The 25,764-nt window shown below is 61.8% G+C and carries 26 protein-coding genes and 1 riboswitch; of the genes, 11 read left to right on the top strand and 15 right to left on the bottom strand.

The window, feature by feature from the left end; genetic code table 11:
- Positions 1–6: 6 nt before the first annotated feature.
- Positions 7–642 (bottom strand): helix-turn-helix domain-containing protein, encoded by a 636-nt coding sequence (locus M0639_RS03085; RefSeq protein WP_007727089.1) that lies wholly within the window; start codon positions 640–642, stop codon positions 7–9.
- 146 nt (positions 643–788) lie between these two features.
- On the opposite strand from M0639_RS03085, the gene speB reads away from it, so the two are divergent.
- Positions 789–1,745: an agmatinase gene (gene speB, locus M0639_RS03080; protein WP_003941134.1), complete on the top strand. Its 957-nt coding sequence runs from the start codon at positions 789–791 to the stop codon at positions 1,743–1,745.
- Here the strand turns inward: speB and M0639_RS03075 are convergent.
- Positions 1,709–2,383, bottom strand: a complete 675-nt coding sequence (locus M0639_RS03075; RefSeq protein WP_064074549.1) for a class I SAM-dependent methyltransferase — start codon at positions 2,381–2,383, stop codon at positions 1,709–1,711. The genes speB and M0639_RS03075 overlap by 37 nt on opposite strands.
- A 91-nt stretch (positions 2,384–2,474) precedes the next feature.
- Here M0639_RS03075 and M0639_RS03070 point away from each other — a divergent pair, with 91 nt between their 5' ends.
- Together M0639_RS03070 and M0639_RS03065 are read left to right on the top strand one after the other, a co-directional pair.
- On the top strand, positions 2,475–2,930 hold the full coding sequence (locus M0639_RS03070) for a hypothetical protein (protein ID WP_231915067.1): 456 nt from the start codon (positions 2,475–2,477) through the stop codon (positions 2,928–2,930).
- Between the two features lie 163 nt (positions 2,931–3,093).
- Positions 3,094–4,695 (top strand): ABC transporter substrate-binding protein, encoded by a 1,602-nt coding sequence (locus M0639_RS03065; RefSeq protein ID WP_050655997.1) that lies wholly within the window; start codon positions 3,094–3,096, stop codon positions 4,693–4,695.
- 41 nt (positions 4,696–4,736) lie between these two features.
- Here the strand turns inward: M0639_RS03065 and M0639_RS03060 are convergent, their stop codons facing one another.
- The 3 genes from M0639_RS03060 to M0639_RS03050 form a co-directional block, all read right to left on the bottom strand.
- Positions 4,737–5,141 carry a 6-carboxytetrahydropterin synthase gene (locus M0639_RS03060; protein WP_054801109.1) on the bottom strand — a complete coding sequence of 135 codons (405 nt, stop codon included), beginning with the start codon at positions 5,139–5,141 and terminating at the stop codon, positions 4,737–4,739.
- A gap of 7 nt (positions 5,142–5,148) precedes the next feature.
- Positions 5,149–5,526: a metal-sensitive transcriptional regulator gene (locus tag M0639_RS03055; protein ID WP_064074536.1), complete on the bottom strand. Its 378-nt coding sequence runs from the start codon at positions 5,524–5,526 to the stop codon at positions 5,149–5,151.
- Positions 5,527–5,724: 198 nt separating this feature from the next.
- Positions 5,725–6,531 carry a hypothetical protein gene (locus tag M0639_RS03050; RefSeq protein ID WP_064074537.1) on the bottom strand — a complete coding sequence of 269 codons (807 nt, stop codon included), beginning with the start codon at positions 6,529–6,531 and terminating at the stop codon, positions 5,725–5,727.
- Positions 6,532–6,782: 251 nt separating this feature from the next.
- Between M0639_RS03050 and M0639_RS03045 the strand changes: the two genes are divergently transcribed.
- The 3 genes from M0639_RS03045 (at position 6,783) to M0639_RS03035 (ending at position 10,120) form a co-directional block, all read left to right on the top strand.
- Entirely contained in the window at positions 6,783–8,213 is a 1,431-nt protein-coding gene (locus M0639_RS03045; RefSeq protein WP_064074538.1) for an MFS transporter, read from the top strand.
- 73 nt (positions 8,214–8,286) lie between these two features.
- Positions 8,287–8,814 carry a carboxymuconolactone decarboxylase family protein gene (locus M0639_RS03040; protein ID WP_064074539.1) on the top strand — a complete coding sequence of 176 codons (528 nt, stop codon included), beginning with the start codon at positions 8,287–8,289 and terminating at the stop codon, positions 8,812–8,814.
- Complete coding sequence (locus M0639_RS03035) at positions 8,798–10,120, top strand: MFS transporter (RefSeq protein ID WP_020906028.1); 1,323 nt, start codon at positions 8,798–8,800, stop codon at positions 10,118–10,120. The genes M0639_RS03040 and M0639_RS03035 overlap by 17 nt, the downstream gene beginning before the upstream one ends.
- 79 nt (positions 10,121–10,199) lie before the next feature.
- Here M0639_RS03035 and M0639_RS03030 read toward each other — a convergent pair whose 3' ends face one another.
- Positions 10,200–10,478, bottom strand: coding sequence for a YHS domain-containing protein (locus M0639_RS03030; RefSeq protein ID WP_041814605.1), 279 nt, complete (start codon positions 10,476–10,478; stop codon positions 10,200–10,202).
- Between the two features lie 272 nt (positions 10,479–10,750).
- On the opposite strand from M0639_RS03030, the gene M0639_RS03025 reads away from it, so the two are divergent.
- A complete protein-coding gene (locus M0639_RS03025) occupies positions 10,751–11,710 on the top strand; it encodes a DMT family transporter (RefSeq protein WP_064074540.1) in 960 nt (319 codons plus the stop codon).
- On the opposite strand, the gene M0639_RS03020 is transcribed toward M0639_RS03025, so the two are convergent.
- Positions 11,700–12,374, bottom strand: a complete 675-nt coding sequence (locus tag M0639_RS03020) for a TetR/AcrR family transcriptional regulator (RefSeq protein WP_007727120.1) — start codon at positions 12,372–12,374, stop codon at positions 11,700–11,702. The genes M0639_RS03025 and M0639_RS03020 overlap by 11 nt on opposite strands.
- A 158-nt stretch (positions 12,375–12,532) precedes the next feature.
- On the opposite strand from M0639_RS03020, the gene M0639_RS03015 reads away from it, so the two are divergent.
- The gene (locus tag M0639_RS03015) at positions 12,533–14,035 is read left to right on the top strand and encodes an MFS transporter (protein WP_064074541.1); all 1,503 of its coding nucleotides are present in this window, start codon (positions 12,533–12,535) and stop codon (positions 14,033–14,035) included.
- A gap of 355 nt (positions 14,036–14,390) precedes the next feature.
- Here M0639_RS03015 and M0639_RS03010 read toward each other — a convergent pair whose 3' ends face one another.
- A complete protein-coding gene (locus M0639_RS03010; RefSeq protein ID WP_054781975.1) occupies positions 14,391–15,998 on the bottom strand; it encodes an ABC transporter substrate-binding protein in 1,608 nt (535 codons plus the stop codon).
- Between the two features lie 134 nt (positions 15,999–16,132).
- Complete coding sequence (locus M0639_RS03005) at positions 16,133–16,711, bottom strand: CGNR zinc finger domain-containing protein (protein WP_050655927.1); 579 nt, start codon at positions 16,709–16,711, stop codon at positions 16,133–16,135.
- 63 nt (positions 16,712–16,774) lie between these two features.
- Here M0639_RS03005 and M0639_RS03000 point away from each other — a divergent pair, with 63 nt between their 5' ends.
- Together M0639_RS03000 and M0639_RS02995 are read left to right on the top strand one after the other, a co-directional pair.
- A complete protein-coding gene (locus M0639_RS03000; RefSeq protein WP_050655926.1) occupies positions 16,775–17,152 on the top strand; it encodes a hypothetical protein in 378 nt (125 codons plus the stop codon).
- A 93-nt stretch (positions 17,153–17,245) separates the two neighbouring features.
- Positions 17,246–17,590, top strand: coding sequence for a PH domain-containing protein (locus tag M0639_RS02995; RefSeq protein ID WP_042922749.1), 345 nt, complete (start codon positions 17,246–17,248; stop codon positions 17,588–17,590).
- On the opposite strand, the gene M0639_RS02990 is transcribed toward M0639_RS02995, so the two are convergent.
- Positions 17,591–18,802 carry a saccharopine dehydrogenase family protein gene (locus M0639_RS02990; protein WP_042922751.1) on the bottom strand — a complete coding sequence of 404 codons (1,212 nt, stop codon included), beginning with the start codon at positions 18,800–18,802 and terminating at the stop codon, positions 17,591–17,593.
- The gene (locus M0639_RS02985) at positions 18,795–19,793 is read right to left on the bottom strand and encodes an alpha/beta hydrolase family protein (RefSeq protein ID WP_029254370.1); all 999 of its coding nucleotides are present in this window, start codon (positions 19,791–19,793) and stop codon (positions 18,795–18,797) included. Before M0639_RS02985 ends, M0639_RS02990 begins: the two co-directional genes overlap by 8 nt.
- 143 nt (positions 19,794–19,936) lie before the next feature.
- Here M0639_RS02985 and M0639_RS02980 point away from each other — a divergent pair, with 143 nt between their 5' ends.
- Complete coding sequence (locus M0639_RS02980) at positions 19,937–20,815, top strand: DNA-binding transcriptional regulator (protein WP_054187927.1); 879 nt, start codon at positions 19,937–19,939, stop codon at positions 20,813–20,815.
- Here M0639_RS02980 and M0639_RS02975 read toward each other — a convergent pair.
- From M0639_RS02975 to M0639_RS02960, 4 genes are all read right to left on the bottom strand, one after another.
- Positions 20,794–21,408 carry an LLM class oxidoreductase gene (locus M0639_RS02975; RefSeq protein ID WP_003941149.1) on the bottom strand — a complete coding sequence of 205 codons (615 nt, stop codon included), beginning with the start codon at positions 21,406–21,408 and terminating at the stop codon, positions 20,794–20,796. The two genes, M0639_RS02980 and M0639_RS02975, sit on opposite strands and share 22 nt — an antisense overlap.
- A gap of 210 nt (positions 21,409–21,618) precedes the next feature.
- Complete coding sequence (locus tag M0639_RS02970) at positions 21,619–22,944, bottom strand: aminotransferase class V-fold PLP-dependent enzyme (protein ID WP_054831718.1); 1,326 nt, start codon at positions 22,942–22,944, stop codon at positions 21,619–21,621.
- A gap of 53 nt (positions 22,945–22,997) precedes the next feature.
- A riboswitch (SAM riboswitch) is annotated at positions 22,998–23,112 on the bottom strand.
- 60 nt (positions 23,113–23,172) lie between these two features.
- A complete protein-coding gene (locus tag M0639_RS02965; protein ID WP_064074542.1) occupies positions 23,173–24,708 on the bottom strand; it encodes a PucR family transcriptional regulator in 1,536 nt (511 codons plus the stop codon).
- Entirely contained in the window at positions 24,705–25,763 is a 1,059-nt protein-coding gene (locus tag M0639_RS02960) for a DUF917 domain-containing protein (protein ID WP_064074543.1), read from the bottom strand. The genes M0639_RS02965 and M0639_RS02960 overlap by 4 nt, the downstream gene beginning before the upstream one ends.
- Between the last annotated feature and the right edge of the window lies 1 nt (position 25,764).

Raw genomic sequence — 25,764 nt, 5'->3', positions numbered from 1 at the left:
CGAGTCTCACGAAGACGACGCGCGGGGCCCTTCCGGCAATGCCGGATTCAAGACCCACAGAACCTTCGCCAGAACCGAGCCTTCGGCCTGAAAACTATGGTTGTGCGTCGGCGTGAATGTGAAGGAATCGCCCGCCGCAAGTACGACGTCTTCGGCATCGACGGCCTCACCGTTCGGATCCGTCCGACCGCCCTCGAACGAGACCCGCAAGCCGCCCTCGAGCACGTGCACGAAGTTCACGTCGATCGGCAGACTGTAGAACTCCCGACCACTTCCGCCGCCTGGTTCCAGCTCGCCGAGCAGCACCTGAATTCGACGCTCGTTGGTAGGCGTGAGCAGGTACTCCGTCATCTTTTCGCCACCGAAGCTGATTTGCGGCATGGCGTCGGCGCGGACTACTTCACCGGCGGACGCATTCTCGAACAGGGATCCGACGGGGATCTCGAGCACCGCGCACACCTTTATCAGGGTCGCCACCGACGCGTTGACGTGATCGCGCTCGAGTTTCGAGAGATACCCCTTGGTCACACCACAGGCCTCGGCCAGGTCGTCGAGGGTCAACCGCTTCGATTGACGTGCCGCCTTGAGCCTCGCCCCGATGCGCGGTCCGACCGGCTCGACCGCTTCCTTCGCCTTGGCCACTGAACCCACTCCTTCACGACCGCCGTGTCCCTTTCAGGAAACAGGGGTTGACAACCGAGCCTCTTGAAGAAACCATACTTGCTCAGAGAGCTACATCACTGAAGGGCGCCCGGTGTGCGCCGAATCGAGAGCAGGGACCTCTGCACATGGCTACCAACAACCCCGGATCGTTCATCGGACCCGTCGACGCCACGCGCGTCCCCCGCTACGCCGAGCCGACCACCTTTGCGCGGCTCCCGCGCCTGGACGAGGTCTCGCGCGCCGACGTGACGATCCTCGGCATCCCCTTCGATTCGGGTGTCAGCTACCGCCCCGGTGCCCGGTTCGGTCCGGGGCACATCCGCGCTGCGTCGAAGCTCCTGCGTCCGTACAACCCGGCGCTGAAGGTCTCGCCCTTCGCCAACCAGCAGGTAGCCGATTTCGGCGACATCGGCGTCAACCCCTTCGACATCCAGGAAGCTCTCACGACGGTTCAGTCCGCCGTTACCGACCTGCGCGCCGACGGTTCCTCCGTGCTCACGCTCGGCGGCGACCACACCATCGCACTGCCGATCCTGCGCTCACTGGCCCGCGATCACGGCCCGATCGCCGTCCTGCACTTCGACGCTCATCTCGACACCTGGGACACCTACTTCGGTCAGCCTTTCACCCACGGCACCCCCTTCCGCCGCGCCAGTGAAGAGGGCCTGATCGACATGGAGCGTTCGCAGCACATCGGCATCCGTGGACCGCTCTACAGCGAGAAGGACCTCGAAGACGACCGCGTCCTCGGCTTCCAGGTGATCCGCAGTGACGACTACGAGGTCGACGGTGTCGCCAGCATCGTCGAGCGCATGCGTAAGCGCCTCGACGGTGGGCCGGTGTACGTCTCCGTCGACATCGACGTACTCGATCCCGCCCACGCTCCGGGCACCGGAACACCCGAAGCGGGCGGCATGACCTCGCGCGAATTGTTGAACACACTGCGTGGGTTGGTGGGACTCAACGTGGTCGGCGCCGACATCGTCGAGGTAGCGCCGGCGTACGACCACGCCGAGATCACCGGTATCGCAGCGGCCCACGTCGCTTACGAGTTGCTGTCGGTGCTCGCACTCAATCGCTGAAGCAGCACAACGGTATCCGTCGTGTGATGCATCTCGGGGTTCGCGGGAAGATCACGTTCCCGCGACTCCGAGACCAACACCTTCCAACCATCGGTGAACAGCGACTCCACGTATTCGGGTGTATGGAGCATGGCCCGATGGTGCTCGGTCGGCGACTCGTGAGGTGAGTGGCCCACGATCAGCAAATGCCCGCCGGGCGCGACCAGATCTCCGAGAGCACGGAACAATTCCCCGCGCGCGGGTTCGAGCATGTGGAAGAACTGCGCGGACACCAGATCGAACGAGCGCCCCTGCGGATCCCACTTCGTCAGGTCGGCTTCCAGCCATTCGATGTCGACGCCCTCGCCGTCGACGTGAGCCTGGGCGCGGCCGAGCGCAACCGACGAGATGTCGGTGCCGGTGACCTTCCACCCGCGACGCGCCAACCACAAAGCGTCGGCACCTTCGCCGCAACCGACGTCGAGTGCCGTGCCCGGTTCCAGGTCGGAGGCTTCGGCAATCAACTGTGGGTTGGGATTTCCGCTCCAGCGCGCGGGGCGTTCCTCGTACAGCGAGTTCCAGAACTGTGCGTCCGCCTTGGCGTACGGATTCTCGGTGGTATCGGAGTTTTCGTGGTGATTGTGGTGTTCGTGGCTCATGCACCCAGGATGAACGACCTTCCACAACTCACGCAACCATCTTTGCTGAAACAGCAACTTCTCCATTTCGACGCCCTGCTAACGTCACGTCGTGGCCGGTGGATTTCCCGTGTTTCGTCTCTACTGCAACTCAGCAGGCCCATACGTTTTGTGTTGTGCGCATTTCCCCGAGTTCACCGGTTCGAACTCGGACGAAGAGTTCAGCGTCCAGCAGAGCTTCGACCGCGCAGTCGAGAAGATTCTGCGCGATGCATCCTTCGAACCGACTACCTTGACTTTGGTCGGCGAGCAGCAGGGCTATCCCGTCGGAGACCGACTGTTCGATACGACAATTCCGCGTACCGGAACCGTCTCGTACGCGTTCCAAGAAGCCGGACCGCCGTGGATCGCTCTCGGCCTTGATGTTTCGGCGGACGAATTCTGGTCCGAAATCGACGACGACGCAGACCTCCACGGTCTCGGCCCCACCTCCCCGTTGAGGTCAGTTCCAGCAACCGTGCTCACGGAGACCGGGTGGCCACGACGAAGTGACCTCGACTCCCCGTGAACTGAACCAGAACTCCAACCTTCGTGAAATCGAACAAAAATCCGCCCGATTTTCGTGAGGATCGACCGAGATGCCCGTCACGTCCTACGCCAAGATTTAGCGGTCACACTCGACTGCGCCCTCACGATTCACTCCCGGGCCCCGGCTCCTTCACGGAGGCACAATGAAACACCGCTCCTATTCGACGCTTGCCGCGACCGCGGGGCTCGCGCTCGTATTGTCGGCTTGCAGCTCGGGAGGCACGTCCTCGGGCTCCGGCGGCGGTGAGCCTCTGACTGACGGAACCTTCCGGTACGCGTTGCAAGGCGATCCAGGTGCACTCAACCCGATCATGTCCGGCTCTGCGGCAACCGCGGAAATTTCGAAGCTGGCGTACGACTCCTTGGTCTACCAGGATCCTGAAACCAGTGAATTCAAACCATGGTTGGCCGAGAAGTGGGAAGAAACGCCGACCTCCGCGTCCTTCACCATTCGTGAAGGCGTGACCTGTACCGACGGGTCGACGCTGACTGCGCAGACCGTCGCGAACAACATCAACTTCGTAGCCGATCCAGCCAAGGGTTCACAACAACGCGGCACCACAGTTCCCATCGGCGCTTCGGCCACTGCCGATCTCGCCACCCGCACCATTACGGTAACCACTCCGGCGCCGACCCCGTTCCTCCTCCTCACCATCAGTCGCCTCCCGATCATGTGCGATGCCGGACTCGAAGATCCGACCGCCTCGAACAACAAGTCGCTGGGCTCCGGCATGTTCGAAGTCACCGAAGTCTCGGCCAATGACCACTACACGTTCGAGCGTCGTGACGGTTACAGCTGGGGGCCCGACGACACCACCTCCGACACACCGGGTGTCCCCAAGACAGTCATTGCTGTCATGGCACCCAATGTCAGCACCGCAGCAAACCAGCTTCTCTCAGGCGAACTGAGCGCATCTCCGATCGCCGGTCCGGACAAGGATCGCATCGATGCCGCCAATTTCGACTCGGTCCAGCGCCCACTTCCCGCCGGTCAGATGTACTTCAATCAGATTGCGGACAATCCGACCAGTGATCCCGCCGTTCGAAAAGCTCTCGTCCAGGCTGTCAATCTCGACGATCTCGCTGAGGTCATCACCGGCGGCCAGGGCACCCGTGCAACAAGTCTTGTCTCCGTCGAGCCCCGAGCCTGTGTGTACGACTCTGTCGCAGGCAACATTCCGGACTTCGACCTCAGCGCAGCAAAGGCAACACTGGACGCTGCAGGTTGGACCGCCGGCTCCGACGGCAAACGAAGCAAGGACGGAAAGCCGCTGACCCTCCGCCTCTTCTACGCTGCCGGCGAAGATGCGCGCAGCGCGGCGGCCGAGCTCACCCAGTCGGCATGGTCCGACCTCGGTGCGACCGTCGAGGTGACAGGAGCCGACCAGACCAAGGTTGTCGACGTCATGCTCAGTGGCAAGGACAACAACCAGTGGGACATCGCGTGGATCCAGATCAACAATTCGGTTCCCAGCGGGTTCGTCCCGTTCTTCTCCGGTCCTGCTCCGGCAGCAGGTAAGAACTTCTCTTCGATCAACAACCCCGCCTACGAAGCAGCCGTTGCCAAGGCATCCGGCTTGACCGGCGACGCAGCGTGCGCGGAGTGGGCGGACGCCGAGTCACAGATCACCAAAACGGTGTCCGCAGTCCCGTTTGCAGATACGGTCTTGAGCTTCTACTTCAACAAGGCCGGACTCGCATTCGGTAAGACCTTCATCGGTTCTGCGTTGCGCCTCTACCAGTAGGCCGGTCGACCGAACGCGGTGCGTCAACGAGATACGTCAGATCATTGTGATCTGACGTATCTTGTTGCCACACCGATCGTCTCGTTGTCGAGTTCGACGTAGGTCAGCTGAGGAATGCTGGAGGCAAGTTCAGTGAAAGCCCACTTCGAGACATTCTCGAATGACGGACGGAAATCGAAAATCTCCGGCCAGGCACCGCTCGCCAATTGCTCGGCACATCGATCGACGGACTCGTCCAGAGCGTCCGTGTCGACAAACCATCCACGTTCTCCGAGTTGGTCGTCCTCGAACGAGAACGCCACTCGCATCGTCACGCGAAATCCCTCGGCAGGCATCAGCGGCGGCAAGTTCTTCGCGTCCCGCACCGGTGCCGGAAGCCCCTGCCTCACAGCGAATGTACGACGGATCTCGATACTGAACATGCGCACCAAGGTATCAATGTTCATCACAATTCTATGAGCGGACCAATCGCGCAATCGCATCGTTCGCTTCTTTGATCTTCGCGTCCGCCTCGGGCCCACCGGCAACAGCGGCTTTGACGACGCAGTGGCCGATGTGGTCCTCGAGCAGGCCCATGGCCACCGCCTGGAGGCCCTTGGTCATCGCCGACACCTGCGTCAGGATGTCGATACAGTACTTGTCCTCGTCGACCATGCGCTGCAGGCCGCGAGCTTGACCTTCAATGCGACGCAGACGCGCCAGGTAGTCGCCCTTGGCGGTGATGTAGCCGTGCGAATCTCCCGTGCAGCACACATCGCCGGTCGCATCACTGCCTTGGACACTGTTTGGAGCGCTGCTTGGCGCACTGCCAACTTCTGCCGCTTCCGACATTCGATGTCCTCCTGTTCGTCAACGCATGACTTCGCAACAATTCTCGTTACCGGTGCGATGTGCGGATACTCTTCGACTTCCCTTGTCTTGCAGAGCAATCACTGTGCACATCGCCACGCACTTCGCTACTGCACGAACAGATGGGTGCATGGCGATTGCCCATGCCCGTTTTCCCGCTGCTGCGAAACGCATTCGGTCTCAGTGCCCGTGGTGCGCGTGGTTCGCATGTTCGGACGCAGGTGGGGTCGCATTGTCGGCCGTCAGCGTGAATTCCGCCGTACGCACCACTCCGCCGTGCTTGAAGTCCAAAAACAACCGGTAATCCTCGGCGCTCGGCATGTTGGCGTAGAAGGTGATTGCCGGTCCTGCCGGCGTGACACCGTCACCGGGGTAGCCGTCCGGATGGACATGGAGATAGGCGAGGTCGGAGGCACGTAACGCGACCAGATGCCCGTATGCGGCAAGGTAGGGCTGCAAGTCTGTGACCGGGATTCCGTCACGACTGACCGAGAGTGTGAGCTTCGATGTCTGCCCTGCGTGGGCCGCGCCTTCGAGAGAGACTGCGTAGCCGTCGACCGTCGTGGCGGCAGTAGCGGCGGGCAACGACCGAGGATCGTAGGATCCGGCGACGCGCACATCCGCACTGAGCGTGATTCCGTCACCACCGTCCGGAGTGAAATCAGCGAAGACTCGATAGTCTCCCGCATGATCGAAATCGACTGACACATGCCAGTTTCCGTTCTCGTCCAATTCGGGATGCACGTGCTGGAATCCGGTCAGGTCCAGACCGACCACGATCAGATGCAACTGCTTGTCGTGGGTGTCCGTGTACCGGATCAAGGGAGTTCCAACCGGATCCAGGATCCGGAACTGCAAGGGGACATGGTTGCCGACGGTCGCCTCCGACGTTGCCAATTCCAGTGTGTAGCCGTTGTCGCTGAACATCTTGCCCTCCAAAGTTTGGGTCGGCAGCACTCTCGTTGCCGTCTGCGTCAGGTTCTGCACTCCTTGACATCGAACCTGTTGCAATTTGTACCATACCCCCCTAGGGTATGCAACGAACTACTCGAACACCCTGAATTCACTCGAAGGAGATCCGATGCGCATCTACGCAGAGCGCCGGCCGAATGAGTTCCAAGAACAGCATTTCCCCGCGCACCTCAACGAAGCGCTGCGCCGATGTCGCCCCGGCTCGCTTTCGACACCCCCCGACCACACGAGCATCACCTATACCCCGTACAGGTAAGGAACTCAGAATGTCCACACAACCGAAATCCACCCGTAAGTGGTGGGCGTTGGCGTTGATCGCCGCCGCTCAGTTCATGGTCATCATGGACACCTCCATCATCGGCGTCGCTCTCCCCCAGATGCAGAGCGATCTCGGCTTTTCCCAAGAAGGCCTGACCTGGGTCTTCAATGCGTACGTCATCGCGTTCGGCGGGCTACTCCTCCTCGGCGGCCGCCTGTCCGACCTGTTCGGCGCCCGCAGAGTGTTCTCCGCTGGTTGGCTGATCCTGCTGATCGGTTCCGTTGTCGCCGGTGCCGCCGGTAACGTCGCCGTCGAACTTGCGGGCCGTGCAGTCCAGGGCGCAGGCGCCGCACTCATCGCGCCGTCGGCGCTCACCTTGCTGATGATGCTGTTCGGCAGCACGCAGAAAGAGATGACCAAGGCGCTGTCCATCTACGGCGCTGCCGCCCCGGCCGGCGGTACGGCCGGCGTGTTCCTCGGCGGCGTCATCACCGAATACACCAGCTGGCCTTGGGTGTTTTACCTCAACATTCCCATCGCTGTCATCGCGCTGATCGCTACTCCCCTCCTGATGCCGAACGCACCGGCACGTACCGGGTCGATCGACTTCCTCGGCGCACTCGCTGTCACCGCAGGTCTTGCTGTCGGAGTCTTCGGCATCGTCAGAGCACCTGATGTCGGATGGGGATCCGGGCAGACGTGGCTGGCGCTCGCCGTTTCGGCCGCTCTGTTGGGTGCATTCGTGTTGATCCAGTCCAAGCGTCGGGAACCTCTGGTGCGTCTGGGAATCTTCAAGGCGCCCAACCTCGGTGCCGCGAACATCGCTCAGCTCGTCCTCGGCGCTGCCTGGATACCGATGTGGTTCTTCCTGAACCTGTACCTGCAGCAAGTGCTCGGATACAGCGCCTTCCCGGCCGGTGCGGCGCTGCTGCCGATGACGATCTTCGTCATGCTCGGCATGGTCGTCGTGGCACCACGGGCCATGGCACGCTTCGGTGCAAAAGCGATGATCGTGACCGGATTGCTGGTACTGGGAATCGGTTTGGGTTGGATGTCGTTGATCCAGCCCACCGGCAACTTCTGGGTCGACGTACTGCCGGCATCGCTCGTGGCTGCGGCAGGTATGACGCTGGCGTTCATTCCCTCACTCGGTACGGCGATTTCGGCTGCGCGCCCGGAAGAGGGCGGATTGGCTTCCGGCATCGTCAACGTCAGCTACCAGGTCGGCTCGGCTGTCGGCCTCGCGGTGATGACCGCGATCGCAGCAGTGTTCGGCGCTGATCAACTCGGTGACCTGACGGAGTTGACGAACGGTTTCTCCGCCGTGTTCCTCGGAGCAGCCGCCATCGCAGTGGTTGGCGCAGCAATCACCGCGATCGTGATGCGGTCGACCAAGGTCGACGATCCTCGACCCGTTCAATCCACCGTCAATTCTTGACCAACTCCGGTGGTGGGTTCGGCCGGCTGTCACCAGCCGAACCCACCACCGGCGGAACCACTTAGGACTCGTTATGTCGCGCCTTGCTTCTCTCACGCCCACCACCGCTGTCGGTGCATCGAAAGACCTTCTCGCCGAACTCGTCAACCGTCACGGACAGGTCGGTGACATGGTCGCGGCGATGGCTCATTCGCCCGCTGTGCTGGGCGGCTATCTGCAACTCAGCCGAGCAATGAAGCGAGCGAAACTGAGCCGCAAGATCACCGAGCGAATCTCTATCGCTGTGCAGGTCCAGCAAGGTTGCGCTGTTTGCCTCGAAGCCCACGTCGCCGCCGCGCGCGCCAACGGCGTCGAGGCGGACGAGATCGAGCGTGCCCGCGCCGGCACCTCGGCCGATCCCGCCATCGCGGCAATGATCGACCTCGGACTTCGCGTCTATCGGGAGCCTGCCTCGATTTCAAACGAACACATCACGGGCCTTCGAGCGCACGGCTACGGTGATCGCGAGATCGCCGACGTAGTCGGAATCGTCGCCCTCAATGTCCTGACCGGAGCTTTCAATCTTGTCGCGGGAGTGAAACCAAATGAACCGGATCGCTAAGTCCGCACCGGAACGGAACATTTTGCGTCTGTTCTTGATTCGCGACTATCGCCTGCTCTTCAGCGCCCAGATCATCGCGCTGTTCGGCACCGGGTTGGCGACGGTTGCGCTGGGTCTACTCGCCTACGAACTCGCCGGACCGAGCGCCGGAGCCGTGCTGGCCACCGCGCTGACGATCAAGATGTCCCTGTACGTCGTGATCGCTCCACTCGCGGCGGCGTACGTAGACCGGTTGCCGAGACGGGCTTTCCTCGTTGCCCTCGACGCCATTCGTGCAGCAGTCGTGATCGCATTGCCCTTCGTCAGCGAGATCTGGCACATCTACGTGCTGGTGGGCGTTCTCCAAGCTGCGTCGGCAGCGTTCACTCCCACGTTCCAAGCGGTCATCCCTGACATCGTGACCGACGAGGCCGATTTCACCCGCGCACTGTCGGCATCGCAGGTCGCTTACACGATGGAAAGCCTGCTCAGCCCTGTTCTTGCCGCAGTCGCACTGTCCTTCATGACATTCAACCTGTTGTTCGTCGCCACCTCCGTGGGCTTTGCGGTCTCGGCACTGCTCGTGCTGGCCACCCGAATCCCCAACGCTCGCCGAAGTACTCACCGCAAAGCGTGGGATCGGATCGCGTCGGGGGTGCGGATCTTCGTGACCACGCCGCGACTGCGCGGCATCATGGCACTCAATCTCGTGGTGGCAGCAGCCGGATCGATCGTGGTGGTCAACACCGTCAACTACGTCCGCGACGAGCTCGGTGGAACCCAATCCGACGTGGCGTGGATGCTTGCCGCGTCAGGCACCGGCACGTTGGTGACCGCGCTTCTTCTTCCACGCGTTCTCGACAGAACCGCTGAACGAACTGTGATGACAGCAGGTTCCGTTGTCCTGGTCGTCAGCGCCGGCGCGGCAGCAGCCCTCGCCGTGGCCGGTGTATTCACGTGGATGCTCACTGCCGCAGTGTGGGCGCTCGTCGGCGCCGGCATGGCCATGATCGTCACTCCGACCGGAAAAGTACTTCGGCGCTCCGTCGAACCCGCAGGTATACCGGAGGTGTTCGCAGCCCAGTTCTCCCTGTCGCACCTTGCCTGGCTTGTCACCTATCCGATCGCCGGATGGGTTGGTTCGAGCGCGGGATTTGCGGTCACCTGGAGCATCCTTGCAGCGCTTGCCGCAGTGGGAGCCGTTGCAGGATTTGTACTTTGGCCTCGGGAGACGGTTGTTGAATTGCCCGGACAGGCGACGTACGAAACCACCCGAGGCGAATGCACCTTGGCGGCTGCCCAGTGCGCGTGCGCTCGCACCGTCTGACGTCGACGGTCCGACTGAACCCCGACAGCGCTACAACGAAAGTGGTGGTGCAGCCATCGCCTGCACCACCACTCTTGGCTCAACTCACGTCGGCGTACTTCCTCGGATTTGCGTCGAATCGAGGACCACATCCCTTGCAGCAGAACCAGTACCGATTACCTTCGAAGTCACGGAACAGGCCTTCCGCTTCGGCACGCACCTTCTCGATCACGCTGCCGGGCATGACCCGACATTCGACAAGTTCACTACTGCCAGCGGTGAGTAGGTCTTTCACACCGGTCGGCATCGCCGAACCGACAGCGCCGACATCGCCTTTGGCGTCAGACTTCGGGGTGTTGCCACAGCCACAACTGCTCATTGGGATTCCTGTTCTTTTGCGGGACGGATGCGGCCCGCAAAGCGAGCCCGATACAACCGCCAATATACCCCCTATAGGTATCTTTGACTGAGCCTAAGGGTGCGTTCAGTTGACATCTCGCCGTATAAACCATTGCGGGAGAAAGAATAATGCGTCACCAGTCTCGGATCACCTGCAGCATCACGACACAGTCAACCTTATACCTACTGGGGGTATAGGGTAGGTCTGGCATCAACCAGCCATGTCCGCGAGGTCGTCGACGAAGAGGAGCAATGAAGAACTGGAAAGCAATCGGCAGCAGCCGATTCGCCGTAGTTGGAGCTTTGCTGTTGGTCGGCATGCTTTGGGGAAGCTCGTTCCCCCTGGTTGCTGTGGCAGCACCAACTCTCGGCGCCGTCGGCACGACGCACGGCCGCTTCATTGTTGCAGCGTTGGTTCTCGCGCTGATAACTGCTTCCAGCAGATCGACCTGGCGCGCGGTCGGTCATCGGTTTCCTGCATTCCTACTGCTGGCTGCCCTCAACGTCGCTGGGCCCCTGACACTTGTCGCAACTGCGATCGTCGGCCTCAACTCGTCGACGGCGTCGATCCTGAACGCCACGACTCCGATGTTCACCGTATTCGTCGCCGCTTTCTGGCTTCGACAAAAGATCACCTGGCGAAAACTCTCGGGGGTCGCGATCGGCATCGTCGGCGTCTCGGTGCTTGTCGGCGGAATTCCGTCAGCGATCGACAGTCGCGCAATGCTGGCCATTGGCGCATCTTTGACCGCGGCGCTGCTGTACGCAGTCGGAGGTGTCTACGCACGAAAGTCGTTCCAGGACACTCCACCCCTGACGCTGGCCCTCGGCCAACAACTTGCCGCGGTCGCCCTCTTGGTGCCGGTGTCCGCCGTCGCTCCCCCTCCGGGGCCCATAACCGTCGGCCCACTCATCGCCGTGGTAGTCCTGGGGCTGGGGGCTACCGCCGGTGGCTACCTGGTCTACTTCTGGATAATTCGTCAGGCGGGTCCAGTCGCGGCATCGGCCGTCACTCTTCTCGTTCCGATTTCGGCATCAGCTATCGGAGTGCTGTGGTTGAACGAGCCTGTTACCTTCGCGCTCGTTGGCGGTCTTGTCATCATTCTTGCCGGAGTCGGCTTGCTCCTGGATCTTCCGCCGACGCGAGATCCATTGCGCAGGGTTGCCCCGGGGCGGGCGGCTAGCGCGGACAAACGGCCGGTCAGCGGCTGATCGGAGCCGTCCAAAGTCCGACCAGCGCGTCGACGAGGTCGGTCGTGAAGTCCTCCCATGACGTGACCGCGTCCGGCCCCTCTTCGGCAAGCGTGCGCTCACGTTCGGCGAACATGTGCACGATCGCATTGCGTCCGATGTCCGCGCGGGCGCGTCGAACACTCATCGGCATGTCGGCCAGACAGTCAGAGAGTCCCCGAAGCGTCTCCTGCAGGGTGGGCGAGGCCAGTACCTCGTCGTAGACGATTTTCCGCAGGACCGGGTCGGTGAGAATCTGTGCACTGAACCGCGCGTACCAAGTCGGGCCACCCATTTCGGCGTAGTGATCGGTCGACGCCCGAACCAGACACGAAATCCAGTCACGAACGTTTGTGGACCCTTCGATCTCACACAGCAGTTCGCCACGCTTCTTCTCGACCTGCTGGGAATGCTTGTTCACGATCGCGCGGACCAGATCGGTCTTGGTCCCGAAGTGGTATCCGACGGCTGCATTGTTGCCCTGACCCGCCGCTTCACTCACCTGGCGGTTCGAAACCGCGAAGACACCGTGCTCGGCGAACAACTGCTCGGCGACGGCGAGAATGCGGTCTCGGGTTGCAGCAGAGCGCGCGGAATTTGCGGCGCCGCCGACGTCGGCCGACGCGTCCTCAGTCCTCGTAGTCATGGGCACCATCATCCTCGACCATCCGAAGCTGCTCGGCACCGGAGATATTCGTCACGATCGGAGGCGCACCCTTCCGTTAAGTCAGTCACTTGATTTAACTTTAGTTCAATCAACTGACTTAAACCATTATTCGTTCTTCCTCCGATGGAGTTACCGCAATGTCGTCAACCACTTCTCCACCACCGACAACGCCGCCACAGACAACGAAGTCGCCAGCCACCACCGCAGTGGTGGCTGTTCTGGCGTTTTCCGGCATCGTCGTCTCGCTCATGCAGACGCTGGTCATCCCGATCATCCCGCATCTGCCCGAGTACCTGAACGCGCCGGCGTCCGATACCGCGTGGGCTGTGACCGCCACGCTGCTCGCCGCCGCCGTCGCCGTCCCGACCATGGGCCGCTTGGGCGACATGTTCGGCAAACGGCGTCTACTCCTGATCAGCATGGCGCTGTTGGTCACCGGTTCGGTGGTCGGAGCCCTCAGTTCGAGCGTTATCCCCCTCGTTGCCGGCCGAATCCTGCAAGGCCTTGCTGCCGGCGTCATTCCGCTGGGTATCAGTGTGATGCGCGATGTACTTCCGCCCAAGAAGCTCGCCGGCGCTGTTGCGATGATGAGCGCTTCGCTGGGAGTCGGTGGCGCTCTGGGGCTTCCGATCGCGGCTTTGATCGCCGAGTACGCCGACTGGCACGTCCTGTTCTGGGCGTCAGCCGTGCTCGGCGCTCTTGCGGCCGTTCTTGTTGTCGTCCTGGTCCCCGAATCGGCGGTTCGCACAGGTGGCACGTTCGACTTCGGTGGGGCAATCTCGCTCTCAGCCGCCCTCATCGCTCTACTACTGGCCATTTCCAAGGGTGGCGACTGGGGTTGGACGAGCACGCTCACGCTTTCCTTGTTCGGCGCCGCGATCCTGATATTCGGATTCTGGGCTTGGTGGGAACTACGCACCCCCAAGCCGCTGGTGGATCTACGCGTATCCATCCGCCGCCAGGTGCTCTTCACCAACCTCGCATCGATCGTGTTCGGATTCGCGATGTTCGCCGCCAGCATGGTCTTTCCCCAGGTAGTCCAGTTGCCTGAAGTCACTGGTTACGGCCTAGGCGGTTCGATGCTCACCGCAGGTCTGGTCATGGCTCCCTCCGGCATCATCATGATGCTGATCTCTCCGCTGTCCTCACGCATCACCAATTCGCACGGCCCCAAGGTGACGCTCATGCTCGGCGCCGTTGTCGTCGCAATCGGTTACGGCATCGGCATTTTCGCCATGCACTCGATTTGGGAACTGATCGTGATCGCAGTGATCATCGGCGCCGGTACCGGTATGGCTTACGGCGCGATGCCCGCTCTCATCATGGGGGCTGTTCCTCCGTCCGAGACCGGTGCAGCCAACAGCTTCAACACCCTGATGCGCTCCCTCGGTACATCATTCGCCAGCGCCATCGCGGGTGTCGTCATCGCCCAGATGACCATGTCCATCGGTGGGGCAACGCTGCCGTCGGAGAACGCTTTCCGCGTCGTCATGGCCCTCGCTGCCGGATCCGCCGTCGTCGCACTCGTCCTGGCCGGTTTCCTCCCTCGGTTCAACAGCTCCAACTCCCGCAAGGAGATTGGTAGCCAGCACACCGATACGTCCCCGACCACGTCGAAGGAATCCGTTCCGACACACTGAGCCAGCGCGCAATACATACTGCGCTGTACACACAGCCCGGCCCCGGCGGAGTCCAACTCCGTCGGGGCCGACGCGTTTCACACATTTTGCTGTTGATACACCTGCGGACGACAGTTTCGTGACATGCTCCGTTGAGATGGGTGCTCGTTCGATACTCGGGGAAAGGATGCCGCGATCGCCGCTCCTCGTGCTGACGTAGCCCTTGCTGTCGCCGCCGCTGCCGTCCTGGGCATAGGCGTCGGTGTCCTTCTTGCCGATGTCGTCGCCGGCCTGGCTGCAGGTGCGGGTGCTGCGGTGGTATTTCGGTTTGCTCTTCGGATGATCAATACCCGAAAGTGAGCGTTTGCCGAGGGTCCTACTTCAGGACACGGATCGCCGAGCCCGGAAGGATTCCGCTCGATGGCGGATAGATCGACGTTGCCCCGTTGAAGAACATGTGAGCGGGAGTCGTGGATACCGGCAGCAGGTCGACGTCCTTGAACAATGCCCGCTCACTTTCCTCCCAGACCTTGCAGGACTCGTCACCGGGAAGAAGCGAAGCCTCAGTGGACAATTCGATGTACTTCTTGTTGTCGAGGGAAGCGAAGTTCACTCCTTCAGGCTTCGGTGGGCCGGTGAAGTACTTCGCAAAGATACTCGGCGTATCGCTCCCCAGCGTCAAACCGATGGAAACGTCCCACGACGACAGGTCGGTGGTGCTGAATGTGTTGGCGATGACAAAACTGTAGTCGCCGCCGGTCAGTTTCACTCTCGCGCCCAGTCCTTCCCACTGTGTTGCCACGTATTCCGCGGCGGCAGAGTTCGTATCGCGTGAGTTGTTGAAAATCACGTTGAGGGCAAGCGGTCGCCCGTCCTTCGTCAGGATGCCGTCGGGACCCGCCTTCCAACCTGCGTCGGACAGCGTTTTCTTTGCTGCGTCGACGTCGAACTCGGGAATCGTTCCTTCAACACTGTTGTAGTCGCAGGCAAGGGGTTCCGAAACCGCGAGGGCACGTGCGCGGGTTCCTTTACCGCCGGTGGTGATCTCGGTGTAGTCGTCCAGGTCTACTGCCTGCACGAGGGCCTGCCGTACAGCACGGTCTGCCGTGGGTAGGGCCGCGAAATGATTGAAGATGAACTCGCCGGACAACGTGGTGTAGGTCTTCGAATCCAGACCCGCGGCCAAGACTCGTTCCTCGTCCGAACCGGTGACCGCTGCGGCATTCACTCCGCCTGTGAGAACAAGATTCGCCGTCGTACTGGGATCGGTGACAATCTTGATCGTCACTGTCTTCGGCACTCCGAGAGTGTCGGAAGTGGTCTCGCCGTTCGGACTCCAGGTGTAGCCGTCGCGGCGTTCCATCGTGATGTGATCGTTGGGAACAACTTCGGTGACCTTGAACAGACCCGTTCCGTTACTACTGGAACGGATACTGGCCGGGTCTTCGAGCGTCGCAGCGCACGGAAGCCGCAACGCGCCGATCCGAGAGAGCAGGAAGGGCGCTGGCTCGGCGGTAGTCACCGTCAGTTCGTCACCGTCCGCTGAGGCCGAAGTCGACATCGGCACAGTAGATCCGCGTAGCGGTGAAGCGTTTTCAGGATCCATGACCCAGTTGATGTCATCGGCCGCGGTCTGTGCGGTGAAGGAAGTGCCGTCGGCACAAGTGATGCCCTTCTTGAGCACGAACTTCAGCGTGTTCCCTTCTTCACTCCAGCTCTCCGCCAGATAGGGACGCACAGTGCGTGTTTGCGCGTCGATGTCGATCAACGAATCGTACGAGTACGCGTTCACGATCTGAGTCGACGTAAGGTTGGTGATCAGAGGGTGCAGATTTCCGGGATCGGCGTTGATGACAGTCGTGAAACTGCCGTTCTTTGCATACTCACCGACTGAACCTTCGGGACTGGATGCGCCGCCACACCCGGCCAGGGTGAAAACGCCAACGCTGATAACTGCTGTCGCGGAGACAGAACGGGCTTTCATACGAGCCGCCATCTACTAGGAGTTGCCATGGCGACAATCGTGCGGGATTGACGTGGTCTGTATCTCGTTGAAGTTCCCCATACAGTCGGCCGTACTCTGTTCGATTGTCACTATCGACCGGGCAAGCGCAGACGCTAAGTACGACGCTGCCGTTGACGGTGATTCGCGACGTTGATTCGGTTGCCGCACAACGCCGGCATGCAGTATCGGCGTCGCCCTCCCCTGCTCGTATCGACAAACACCCCGTTGCACGTCGGCGATGCGCATGGACGGAATCGTTCGTACCCCAATGTGCGCAGAGTCCCCAGCAACGAGTATCCGATCAACAACGTGAGTTCACCCGCGAGATCGATTGTGTTGTCCGGTACTGCATTCCACCGATAGCCGTTCTGGGAATCTGGCGTAAGTCGAACGTGATGCGGGACGGCCTGGAGAAGTTGATGAGTGCGATCGACTAGTTCGCCGGCAGTCGGAGCATCGAGAACCGAACGAATTTCCTCTCTGAGCCCCTGAACGTCCGCAAGTTCACCGCTGGTCGGCCCGCGTCCGTTGGTGAGCGCATCCGGCGAGAGTCCATGTTCGTCCAGTAGATCGTGAAGCGTCTGGGAGTCTGGCAACGCGTCACCAGCCTCCACCCACACTCGGGGTGAGGTGTTGACCAGGTCCGTCGCAAACGACGCACCGGATACGTAATCGTCTAAAACTACTTGCATCCCTTACCTCCCTGCTTTACCGTAATTGAATAACCTAACTTTACACCTTACGGAGGCGGCGGGATGGAACACTGCGCAGACCACGGACTGCCCGAGATACTCCTCGACACCCACAACCGATTACGCCGCGCCGGCACCGTGGCGTCGGGGACACCCGTCGTTGCAGCCGATCTCTACTGGTCGATCGGAGCGCTCGCCCAATGCCTGACCGCGATGGACGAGGTCATTTCACAACTGGGAATCAACGCCCGAAAGCAGTTGCGAGCTGGAAAGTTCGATGTCGAGAGCGGACCGTTCGAAGGACAACCCGACGCTGCCCTGCTCACCGCAGTTCTTGCGCTCGCCCGAGCATCGAGCAGTTGTGAACCAGTTCAGACGGCAATCGGCAATGCCCAGATCGCGGTGAGCGATCTCGTCGTCTCAAGGCCCACCAGCGCTTGACGCCCGCGCTCGCAGCCTGTCCCAATAGAGACTGTATGGTTGGTTTTCAGGCAGCCATCGAGAGCATCGACCAGCAGGAACCGGGTTATCACTGTGAGTGCAGGAACATCGACAATCTACGAGGACCGAACCGTCCGGATCGACGATCAGGGCGTCACGATCCGCCACTACTACTTCCCGTTTGTCAGCAAGTTCGTCCCGTACTCGCAGATCGAATCCGTCGACCTCGGAGTCATGTCATGGCTGAGCGGACGCCTACGAATCTGGGGAACAACAGATTTCAGCTCGTGGTACAGCCTGGATCTTTCACGCCCGTGGAAGGAGACCGCGGTGGTACTCACTCTCGCCGGCCACGGATCGCCTTCGTTCAGCCCCAAGGACGCCGATCGCGTCGAGACCGAAATCCGCAGTCGCATCGGATCACACGCCGCGAACTGACTAGCGGAACTCGGATTCGACGGTGACGATCTCACTCCAGTCGGTTCGATCGAACAACCGCGCCAGCGCAGTGAACAGAACTTCCGGGTCGACGACGCTCTCGGGTGAGTGCACACCGATCCGATCCGAAATCGTTCCGTCGGCGAGCCGGGACACCACCTGAGCAAGGCCGAGCGCCAAGGGGATTCCGGTTGCACCGGCCATGTCCGACAGCAACTCCGACACCGGTGAATCGTCTGCAATCCGGGCCACGACGCGCATCGCTCTTCCGTCGAACATTCCTGTCGCCGAGGCGAAGAACAACGGCAGGGATCCGTGGCCGGCGCGCGTGAGCATTCGAGGCGCAGCACGGATCATCCGTCCGAGCGAAGGCTTGCCCAATTCTTCGGCGGCCGAGTCGAGATCGATTCTCCCCTTGTCGATGTCGGCGCGGAGAACGTCGAGAAACGCCACGGTTTCCGGTGTGATGACCATCAGATTTGCCGAATGCCCCGCAGGATTGATGGTCCGATGAAACATCACCGGCTCCGGATGCCCGACCACGTAAGCGTTCCCCCGACGTCCGCCGGGCAGTTCGAGTGCGATGGAACGCAACGGTTCTTCGTTGACGATTCGCCCCGCACGAACCACCGGAACCTGGCCGCTGATCTGTTGCATCCAGTGAACGGCGGCTGCACTCAATGTGTCCACCGACTCGTCCTCGCCCTCGACATCAACCGGCCAGGCTGTATACAGATCGTCGACCACGTCCAATCGCGAGACTGCCATCGCGGCCAGGAGGTTACTCATCCCGGGACTTGCGCCCATGCCGACTACCGCACAGATTCCGGCTCCCCTCGCGGCACAGTCCAATTCCAGCATGTCGACGGCCGGCTCCCAGTCGTCGCAGATGTCGAGATAGTGAGTCCCGGTCTCGATCGCTGCCTGGAGAATGCCGACGCCGAAACGGAAGAACGGTCCGACCGTATTGACGACCACGTCTGCGCCGTCAAGCAATTCACGTAGCGTGCGACCGTCCGTGACGTCGATGCGGCGCGCCTCGACTTCCGCTGACGCCTGCGCCAGTTCAACTGAAAGACGCTTCGCAGCATCGATATCGCGATCCGCGACTACTACCTTGCCGATTCCCGGCAATGTTGCGGCCAGACGAACTGCTGCCGAGCCCATGGCGCCGGCACCGCCCAGTGCGACAACCGTGATTCCGTCAGCCATGAATTCCCTCCAAAAATGCAGTCTGATCCGCTAGATAGCCGGGAGCGAAGATCGAACGGGGAGCAAGAACGGCCACCAGAGCCGACATCAATTCCGAGTCTTCGAGGTCCTTCTCAACAATCGAGTGAGTGGCGTCGGGGTACTTCTTGACCACCAGTTGCCCTGGCGAGTCGAGTAATTCGCGGTACACCCTTTCGGTATCAGCCACGTCGACGTTGACGTCTTGTCCGCCGATGATCAAGAGCACCGGAACCTTCACGGTTTCGAGATCGGCTCGCGCATCCGAGAGGTAGTTCTTTCGGATGAAGTTCCACCGGTCTTCGGTGAGACCGTCGGCCTCGCCGGAGGCCACGAGATCGTCGAACGATGCATCACGGGCCAACTGATCCAAGTTCTTCGCACGATCGACCCGCGCTTTCTCGAACTCGTCGGCCGACGCATTTCTCTCGGAAAGTTCGGCTAGGGTATTGAATTCGCCTTGTTGGAGCCAGTTGATCGCGGGACCCACGGCAATGACGAACGCTACGTCCGGGTCGAGGTTCACCACCTTGGGCATCACCCACCCTGCCTGGCTTGCACCCCACAGACCGATCCGAGACGGATCGATATCCGAACGTCCCCGCGCCCACTCGATTGCCGCTTCCGTTTCTGCCGCGCGATCGTCCATGCTCTGGTCGAGCCAATTGCCCGGTGCCCCATTCACCCCCGGCTTGTCCCAGGAGAGTGACGCGTACCCCGCCTTTGCGAACGCCTCCCACACCGGTCGATAGAACGTCTCATGTGTTGCATCGACCGGGCCGTCTCCGTGGACGAAAACCACGAGCCCGAAGGGACCGTCACCGTGTTCGGGCAGTGCAAGGACTCCCTGGAGCGGCACCGATCCCCCGGTGATCGTCACTTTTTCCTCACGGATGTCATAGGTGTTCTGGTACAGCGTCCAGCCCACCAGAGTCGCGATCAGAACAACGACCACCGCCAGGGAAGTAACCATCCACCTGCGTAAACGAGGCTTACTCTTGCCCTCGCTCATCGATTCCGCTGCCATCTTCCCGCCCTAACGTACGAATTTGAAACGATCGTATTGCATTCGATAGTACAGTTGTGGGCGAAGATGTCGAGAAGCGAGGAAAGGACATGGCGATGACCGACAGGGACGTCGATGTACCCACGAGGATCTTGATCGAGGGACTACTGCGCACGGACGGAACTGTCGACGGGCACACCCTCTATGCCACCGCCGACGCCCTCGGCAAAACTGATCAACAGGTTCGGCTGTGCATCAAGCGGTTGGTCACCGAGGGGAAGTTCACTCAGGAAGGTCGCGGGCGACAGGCCACGCTACGAGCAACGCCGAAAGCCCTGCGCGAGATGGAACCCGACGTCGAATTCGTTCGGCTGGCCTATCGACAAGACCGCGACACTGTGACGCCGTGGGACGGGTACTGGCACCTGGCCGGATTCGCAATTCCGGAGTCGTCACGGAAAGGGCGAGATGCGCTGCGCACCAGGGTCGTTTACCTCGGCGGCGCGCTCGTCCAGGGCGGTCTGTACGTCTCGCCGCACGCCTGGGAACCGTATATTCGCGATGCGGCCGCCGAACTCGACGTCGAACAGCACCTGTCTTCTCTCACCACTCGAGATCTGAAAGTGGGCACTCTCGAAGACCCCGTGAAGATTGCCGCGCAGTTGTGGCCACTGGACCAGATCGCTGACGGATACGAACGGCTACTCGACGTTGCGACCGCACGCCTGCACAAACTGCAGAACAGTCCGGGTACCGATGCTGTCACGATGACCATCGAACTCGCGGCGGAATTCACGCGAGCCATGGAACCGGATCCGCTGTTGCCGCCGGAACTACTGCCCACCAACTGGATCGGCACGAGGGCTCGGTCGATCACTGCGCAGTGCTGGACGCTTCTGGCACAGGTGGACGGTGCCGACGAATTACCGTCGCTGTTCCACCTGTACGCAGATGCAATCGGTGACGATCAGGACGCAAGCGTGCGCTGACGGGGCGGCAGTCCGAAACGCCCGAGAACCTCGTCGACTGCGGTGGACGGTGTGACAAGTCCGCGATCCTGAAGCCACGGAATGGTGCTGTCCACCAGATGCTCGAGCGTGCGAGGCAATGCGAGAGGCAGCAACGTAACGCCGTCGGCGACCTCCGCAGCTCGGATATCGGCGATCAAACTGCCGAGACCGGAAGGCGTTCCGACGTAATGAAGCGAAACGGGAACCCGCGGCGAGGTCAACGCGCTGTCCAACTGCGCAAGCTCCTTACGAGCGGAGCGAGCCTCCGGCGCGATCAGAATCTCGAGATCGACCAGCACTGCGACGCTGTCGGGATCGCGTCCTTCTTCGGCGACGGCAGCGCGTATCCGTGCGCGTTCGAGCTGTGCCTCACGCAGATCCGCAGCGCGAATCCGAACCACATTGGTAGGGAATGAAGCCAAATCGAGAGCCTTTTCACCCTCGGTGAGGTCCACCCAGTAGTCGCCGCCGATGATGGGCAGGTTGCCGGGTGCGCCCTCAGCGGCCGGATGGTGACCGGATCCGGTCAACTCGACCGCTACGTGCAGAGAATGCGAAGCGAGTGAAGACATGTGAGACCTCCGAAAATCAGAAAAGTATGGGATGAGCGAGACGAATCGTCAGCTCGAACACATTCCTGAAGAGGTGCGGCACAGATCGACATGGCGACGGCACCACTGACCGAGAGTGATGCTCACTCTCGAAGGGGTGGCGGGAAAATCCGCTGGTGCCATGGCTGCCATGCTAGTTGTCCGTTCGAGTTTTCGGGGACCGAGCTCAGCTCAGACGCACTCGGCTGCGCCGGCATTGTCGTCTGCGGCTCCGAGGAAGGGGCGGGTCTCGGGCACAGGGTTCCACGCACCTGCCGTCTTCGCGTACTTCCAATCACGCTGATTCGAAACCAGGATGTTCACGGCGTCGACCAACCGCGTCACGTCGTCCGAGCTGCTACCGAGGCCGAGGCTGGCGCGAACTGCACCGCCGGAGAGGCCGAGGCGCGCGAGAACCGGATGTGCGCAGAAGCGACCGTCGCGAACTCCGATGCCGTGCTCGGCGGAGAGGAATGCGGCGATCTCGCCCGCTTCGAATCCGTCAACGGTGAAGGTGACGATTCCGACGGCGTCGGGAGCGTCGTTCCACAGTCGCACGAGTGAGACGCCCTCGATGGCGGACAAGCCGTCAGTGAGCTGGGCGGTGAGCGCCTTCTCATGCTCGGCGATCACGTCGAAGTCCAGGGCGTGCAGGGTTTCGCAGGCGGTCGCGATGGCAGCCGCACCGAGCACGTTGGGGGAACCCGCCTCGTGGCGTGCGGGCGCGCAAGCCCACTCGGTGGATTCGATGGTCACCTCACGCACGGCGCCGCCGCCGGCGAGGTACGGCTGAGCTTCGTCGAGCCAGTCACGGCGGCCGACGAGAACGCCGGCGCCGAAGGGCGCGTACAGCTTGTGGCCCGAGAACGCTACGTAGTCGACGCCGCATTCCTGCAGGTCGATGCGACGGTGGGGAGCCAACTGAGCAGCGTCGACGAGAATACGTGCGCCGCAACGGTGAGCGATGTCAGCCAAACGTGCAATCGGCAGGATCTCACCGGTCACGTTGGAGGCCCCGGTGATTGCGAGCAGCGCGGCAGGCTTGGTGCACAGTTCACCGATCAGACGCTCGATCGTTTCTTCGATGGTGTCTGCGGCGGTGACGATACGAGCGTCGTTCCACGGCAACAAGTTTGCGTGATGCTCGACGTCGAGGACGACGGTGCTGCCAGGGACGCACTGTGCAAGCAGGTTCAGCGAATCGGTGGTGTTCCGGGTGAAGACGACAACCTGATCGTCGGCACAGTTCACGAAACGAGCAACGGATTCACGAGCGTTCTCGTAGGTGAGCGTGGAGATCCGGGACGCGTAGCCGGCACCGCGGTGGACGCTGGCGTATGTCGGCAGCAACTCGGCGATACGGTCGGTGACCTGGGCCAATGCCGGCGCACTCGCGGCGTAGTCGAAGTTGGCGTAGGAGCATTCGCCACCCTGAACCAATGGAACCTGCAGGTCGGAACCCGAAACCTTGGCAATCGCGGTGGTGCAGCAGGTGTCGGCACTCAATACAGCAGTCATCGAAGACAATCCTCACGTTCAAGGACTCGTTCGTCGGGAGATGGCCCCTGAAGAGTCCGCGCTTGCCGCATTCGTTTTCGAACGCAGCCGGGTCGTCACCCGGAGCACCCCACCGCGGAGGAGGGTTGCCGACCAGCAAGCCGGGGCTGAACACTGGTACTCGTGACCTGGCAACGAGGATGGCAGGAACCTCCCGTGCTTGTCAAGACGAAGTCGCGAAGATCTCCGTCAGGGCGCGATGGTCCGGCAAGCAAGGTGGAGCGCGAGTCGCGTTTCCGGATCGGCCAGATCGACCGAGAGAAGGCGCTGAATTCTATCGATCCGACTCGATACGGTGTTGCGGTGCAACCCCATTCGGGTTGCGGTGTGAGCCAGAGACGATTCTTCGTCGAGGTACGTCGACAGAGTCTCGAGCAACTCTCCATTGGAATCGCGTAGCGGTGCGAGCAATGCTGCGGCCGCAGGCTGGAAGGTGTCGGTTCGCGTCCACGCCAGCAGCAACTGCGCCAGCCCGAGGCGGTCCACGTGCAGGAATCGACCTGTTTGAGATCGGGAACCGGCGAGCCGAGCGGCATCCCCGGCCTCCGACAGGGACGAACCGATTCCAGCCGGACCGTCGTGTGCGCGTCCCACACCTACCCAGGTCTCCATCGTGGGTTCCAACCTGGCCTGAGCTGCACGGATGCACTCGGCGATCCTGGTGATCGCCTCCGGTCGCGGCTCGCCTGGCAGAGTCGTCCACGCCGCCCAGCCGTCAGCCTGTTCCACGACATTGGCGTCGATTCCCTCGGCGGCGAGAGCATCTGCAACCTCGCTGCGTCTTGCCACCAGGTCGACCTCACCGACCGCCAGGACTTTGATGCCGATGTGCCATCCGTCCAGCATCCAACCCGCGTCGAGTGCGCGCCGGAGCAGTCCGGGTGTGGCGTCTGCTGACGTGTCGATCAGTTCACCGAGCAACGCGCTACGCCGGCGCGCTTCACGCTCGTCGACCATGCGCGCAACGGCCAGTCGGTGCCCGGCAGCCAACGAGGCCACGTCGAGAACCACTGAGAGAGAAGCCTCTTCGACGCTTTGACGCACCGGGAGCAGCACCGCCAGCCAGGGCTCTCGGGCTGCGCCGGACATCACCGGGCACGCAATCAGGACCCCGCCAGAGTCCAATTCGACCGTGGTGGGCGCCCCGCGACCCGACAACATACCGGCAGCTGCTCGATCAGCGTCTGACAACACGTCGGCGCCGGTCATCGGACGTCCGGACGAGTCCAGGAGAAAGAATGAACGCTGAAAGGTGTTCAGTAGCACCGACAGAAGATTCTCGACGCTTCCTCCGGCTCGTTGGCCCGCGTGTGTCGCCCGCAGTACTGCGTCGGCCATCACCGCCCGCGAATTCGAGAGAAGATCACGAAGATCCACGCTGAACTGCCACGGGTCGGATACTCCGAGCACCACCAGTCCGAGCCGATCGGCAAGCAACGAGAGATTCGCATCCTCCGCCGCAGTGCTGTGCACAGCGACCACCTGGCAGCCGGTCGCCGCTGTGCGCCGAAGGAGAGCGTCGAATCTCCACTCCCCGATGTCGATTCGATCGAGAATCACCAGAACTGATCCTGAACTCGCCGCACCCGACACGGCCTCGGCCGACTGTGCCGATTCCCCGGTGAGTGCTCCCACTGTCGTCACGACAGGATCACCCTCCCCGGCAAGTCGATACAGCCCGACAAAGGCCGGGTTGTTCAGCAACGCCGAAACACTCGCGCTCATCGCGCCTCCATCAGCACTGCGTCGTGGTCGATCCCGAATGCCCGCGGGCCGACAACTTTCAATCTGCCCACTTCGTCCGCCCACCACTGTGGACCGGGAAGAACCAACACGGCCACATCGTGCCCCTGGTGCACGGATTCACACGAGACGAAGGCGCCGGTCCGCACGTCGAGCAACGTCACGATGTCCGGGCACGTTGCAATCATCTCGCCGTCCAACGCGACGGTCAGGAACTCACTCTCGAATTCGACTCGTATCACCGCAGAATCGTGTTCGAGAATCACGCTGCCCCGACGATCGCCGGTGTCCGGACGACTACGACGGACCGCACGCACCCGGCCAGTCCCCATTACCAGGGCCCCGGAGCTCTCCGCGATCTCCTGCCAACTGCCCAGGGCCCCGATGTGCTGACCCAGTTCGTATGCTCGGGAGAGAGTTCCCGGAATGCACGCCTCCTGCACCGTCCGCGCATCGATCGACGCGATCGCCAGAGCGCCCCAACCGCTGGTTCTCCCGATCAACGACCGCACTGCTACCTCGGCGCCGAGCACATCCACTCCGTCGACGACGGTAATGAGGCCGCCGGGCTGGGCGAGTGTGACCGGGCACAATTCCAACCCGGCTGCGGCGAGAGAGAAGTGATCGAGCCGCGGCATCGCTCGACCCAGCAGGTCCGCGTCGACCACGGGAATTCCCAACGCCAACGCCGCCGCAATGCCGGAGAGAGCGTTGAGTCCACCGCCTTCGAAAGTCATCACCGCGGTCGGACGCTTCCCGGTCCAGCGCGTCAAAGCTGCTGCAGTATCTGCAAACTCACGCCCGGAGGGCAATTGCTCCTCCAAAGCCAGGGCCGATCCGACAATTCCCACCGGCATCACCAATGCCTCCTCCGGCAACCGGTCCGGCGCGATGACCTCCACCGAAGTAGACGTCATCAGTGGACGCAGCATTTCCACGAACAGGCGTGGATCGCCGCCCCCGCCGCAGCCCAGGACCACCGCCCCCGCTGCGATCGCGTCGAGGTCGGCCTCCCGGACCGCGTGCAGCCTGCTCACG

It is taken from the genome of Rhodococcus qingshengii JCM 15477, assembly GCF_023221595.1.
In the GTDB taxonomy this organism is placed as follows: Bacteria; Actinomycetota; Actinomycetes; order Mycobacteriales; family Mycobacteriaceae; genus Rhodococcus_F; species Rhodococcus_F qingshengii.
This window is presented reverse-complemented; position numbering and strand designations above follow the sequence as displayed.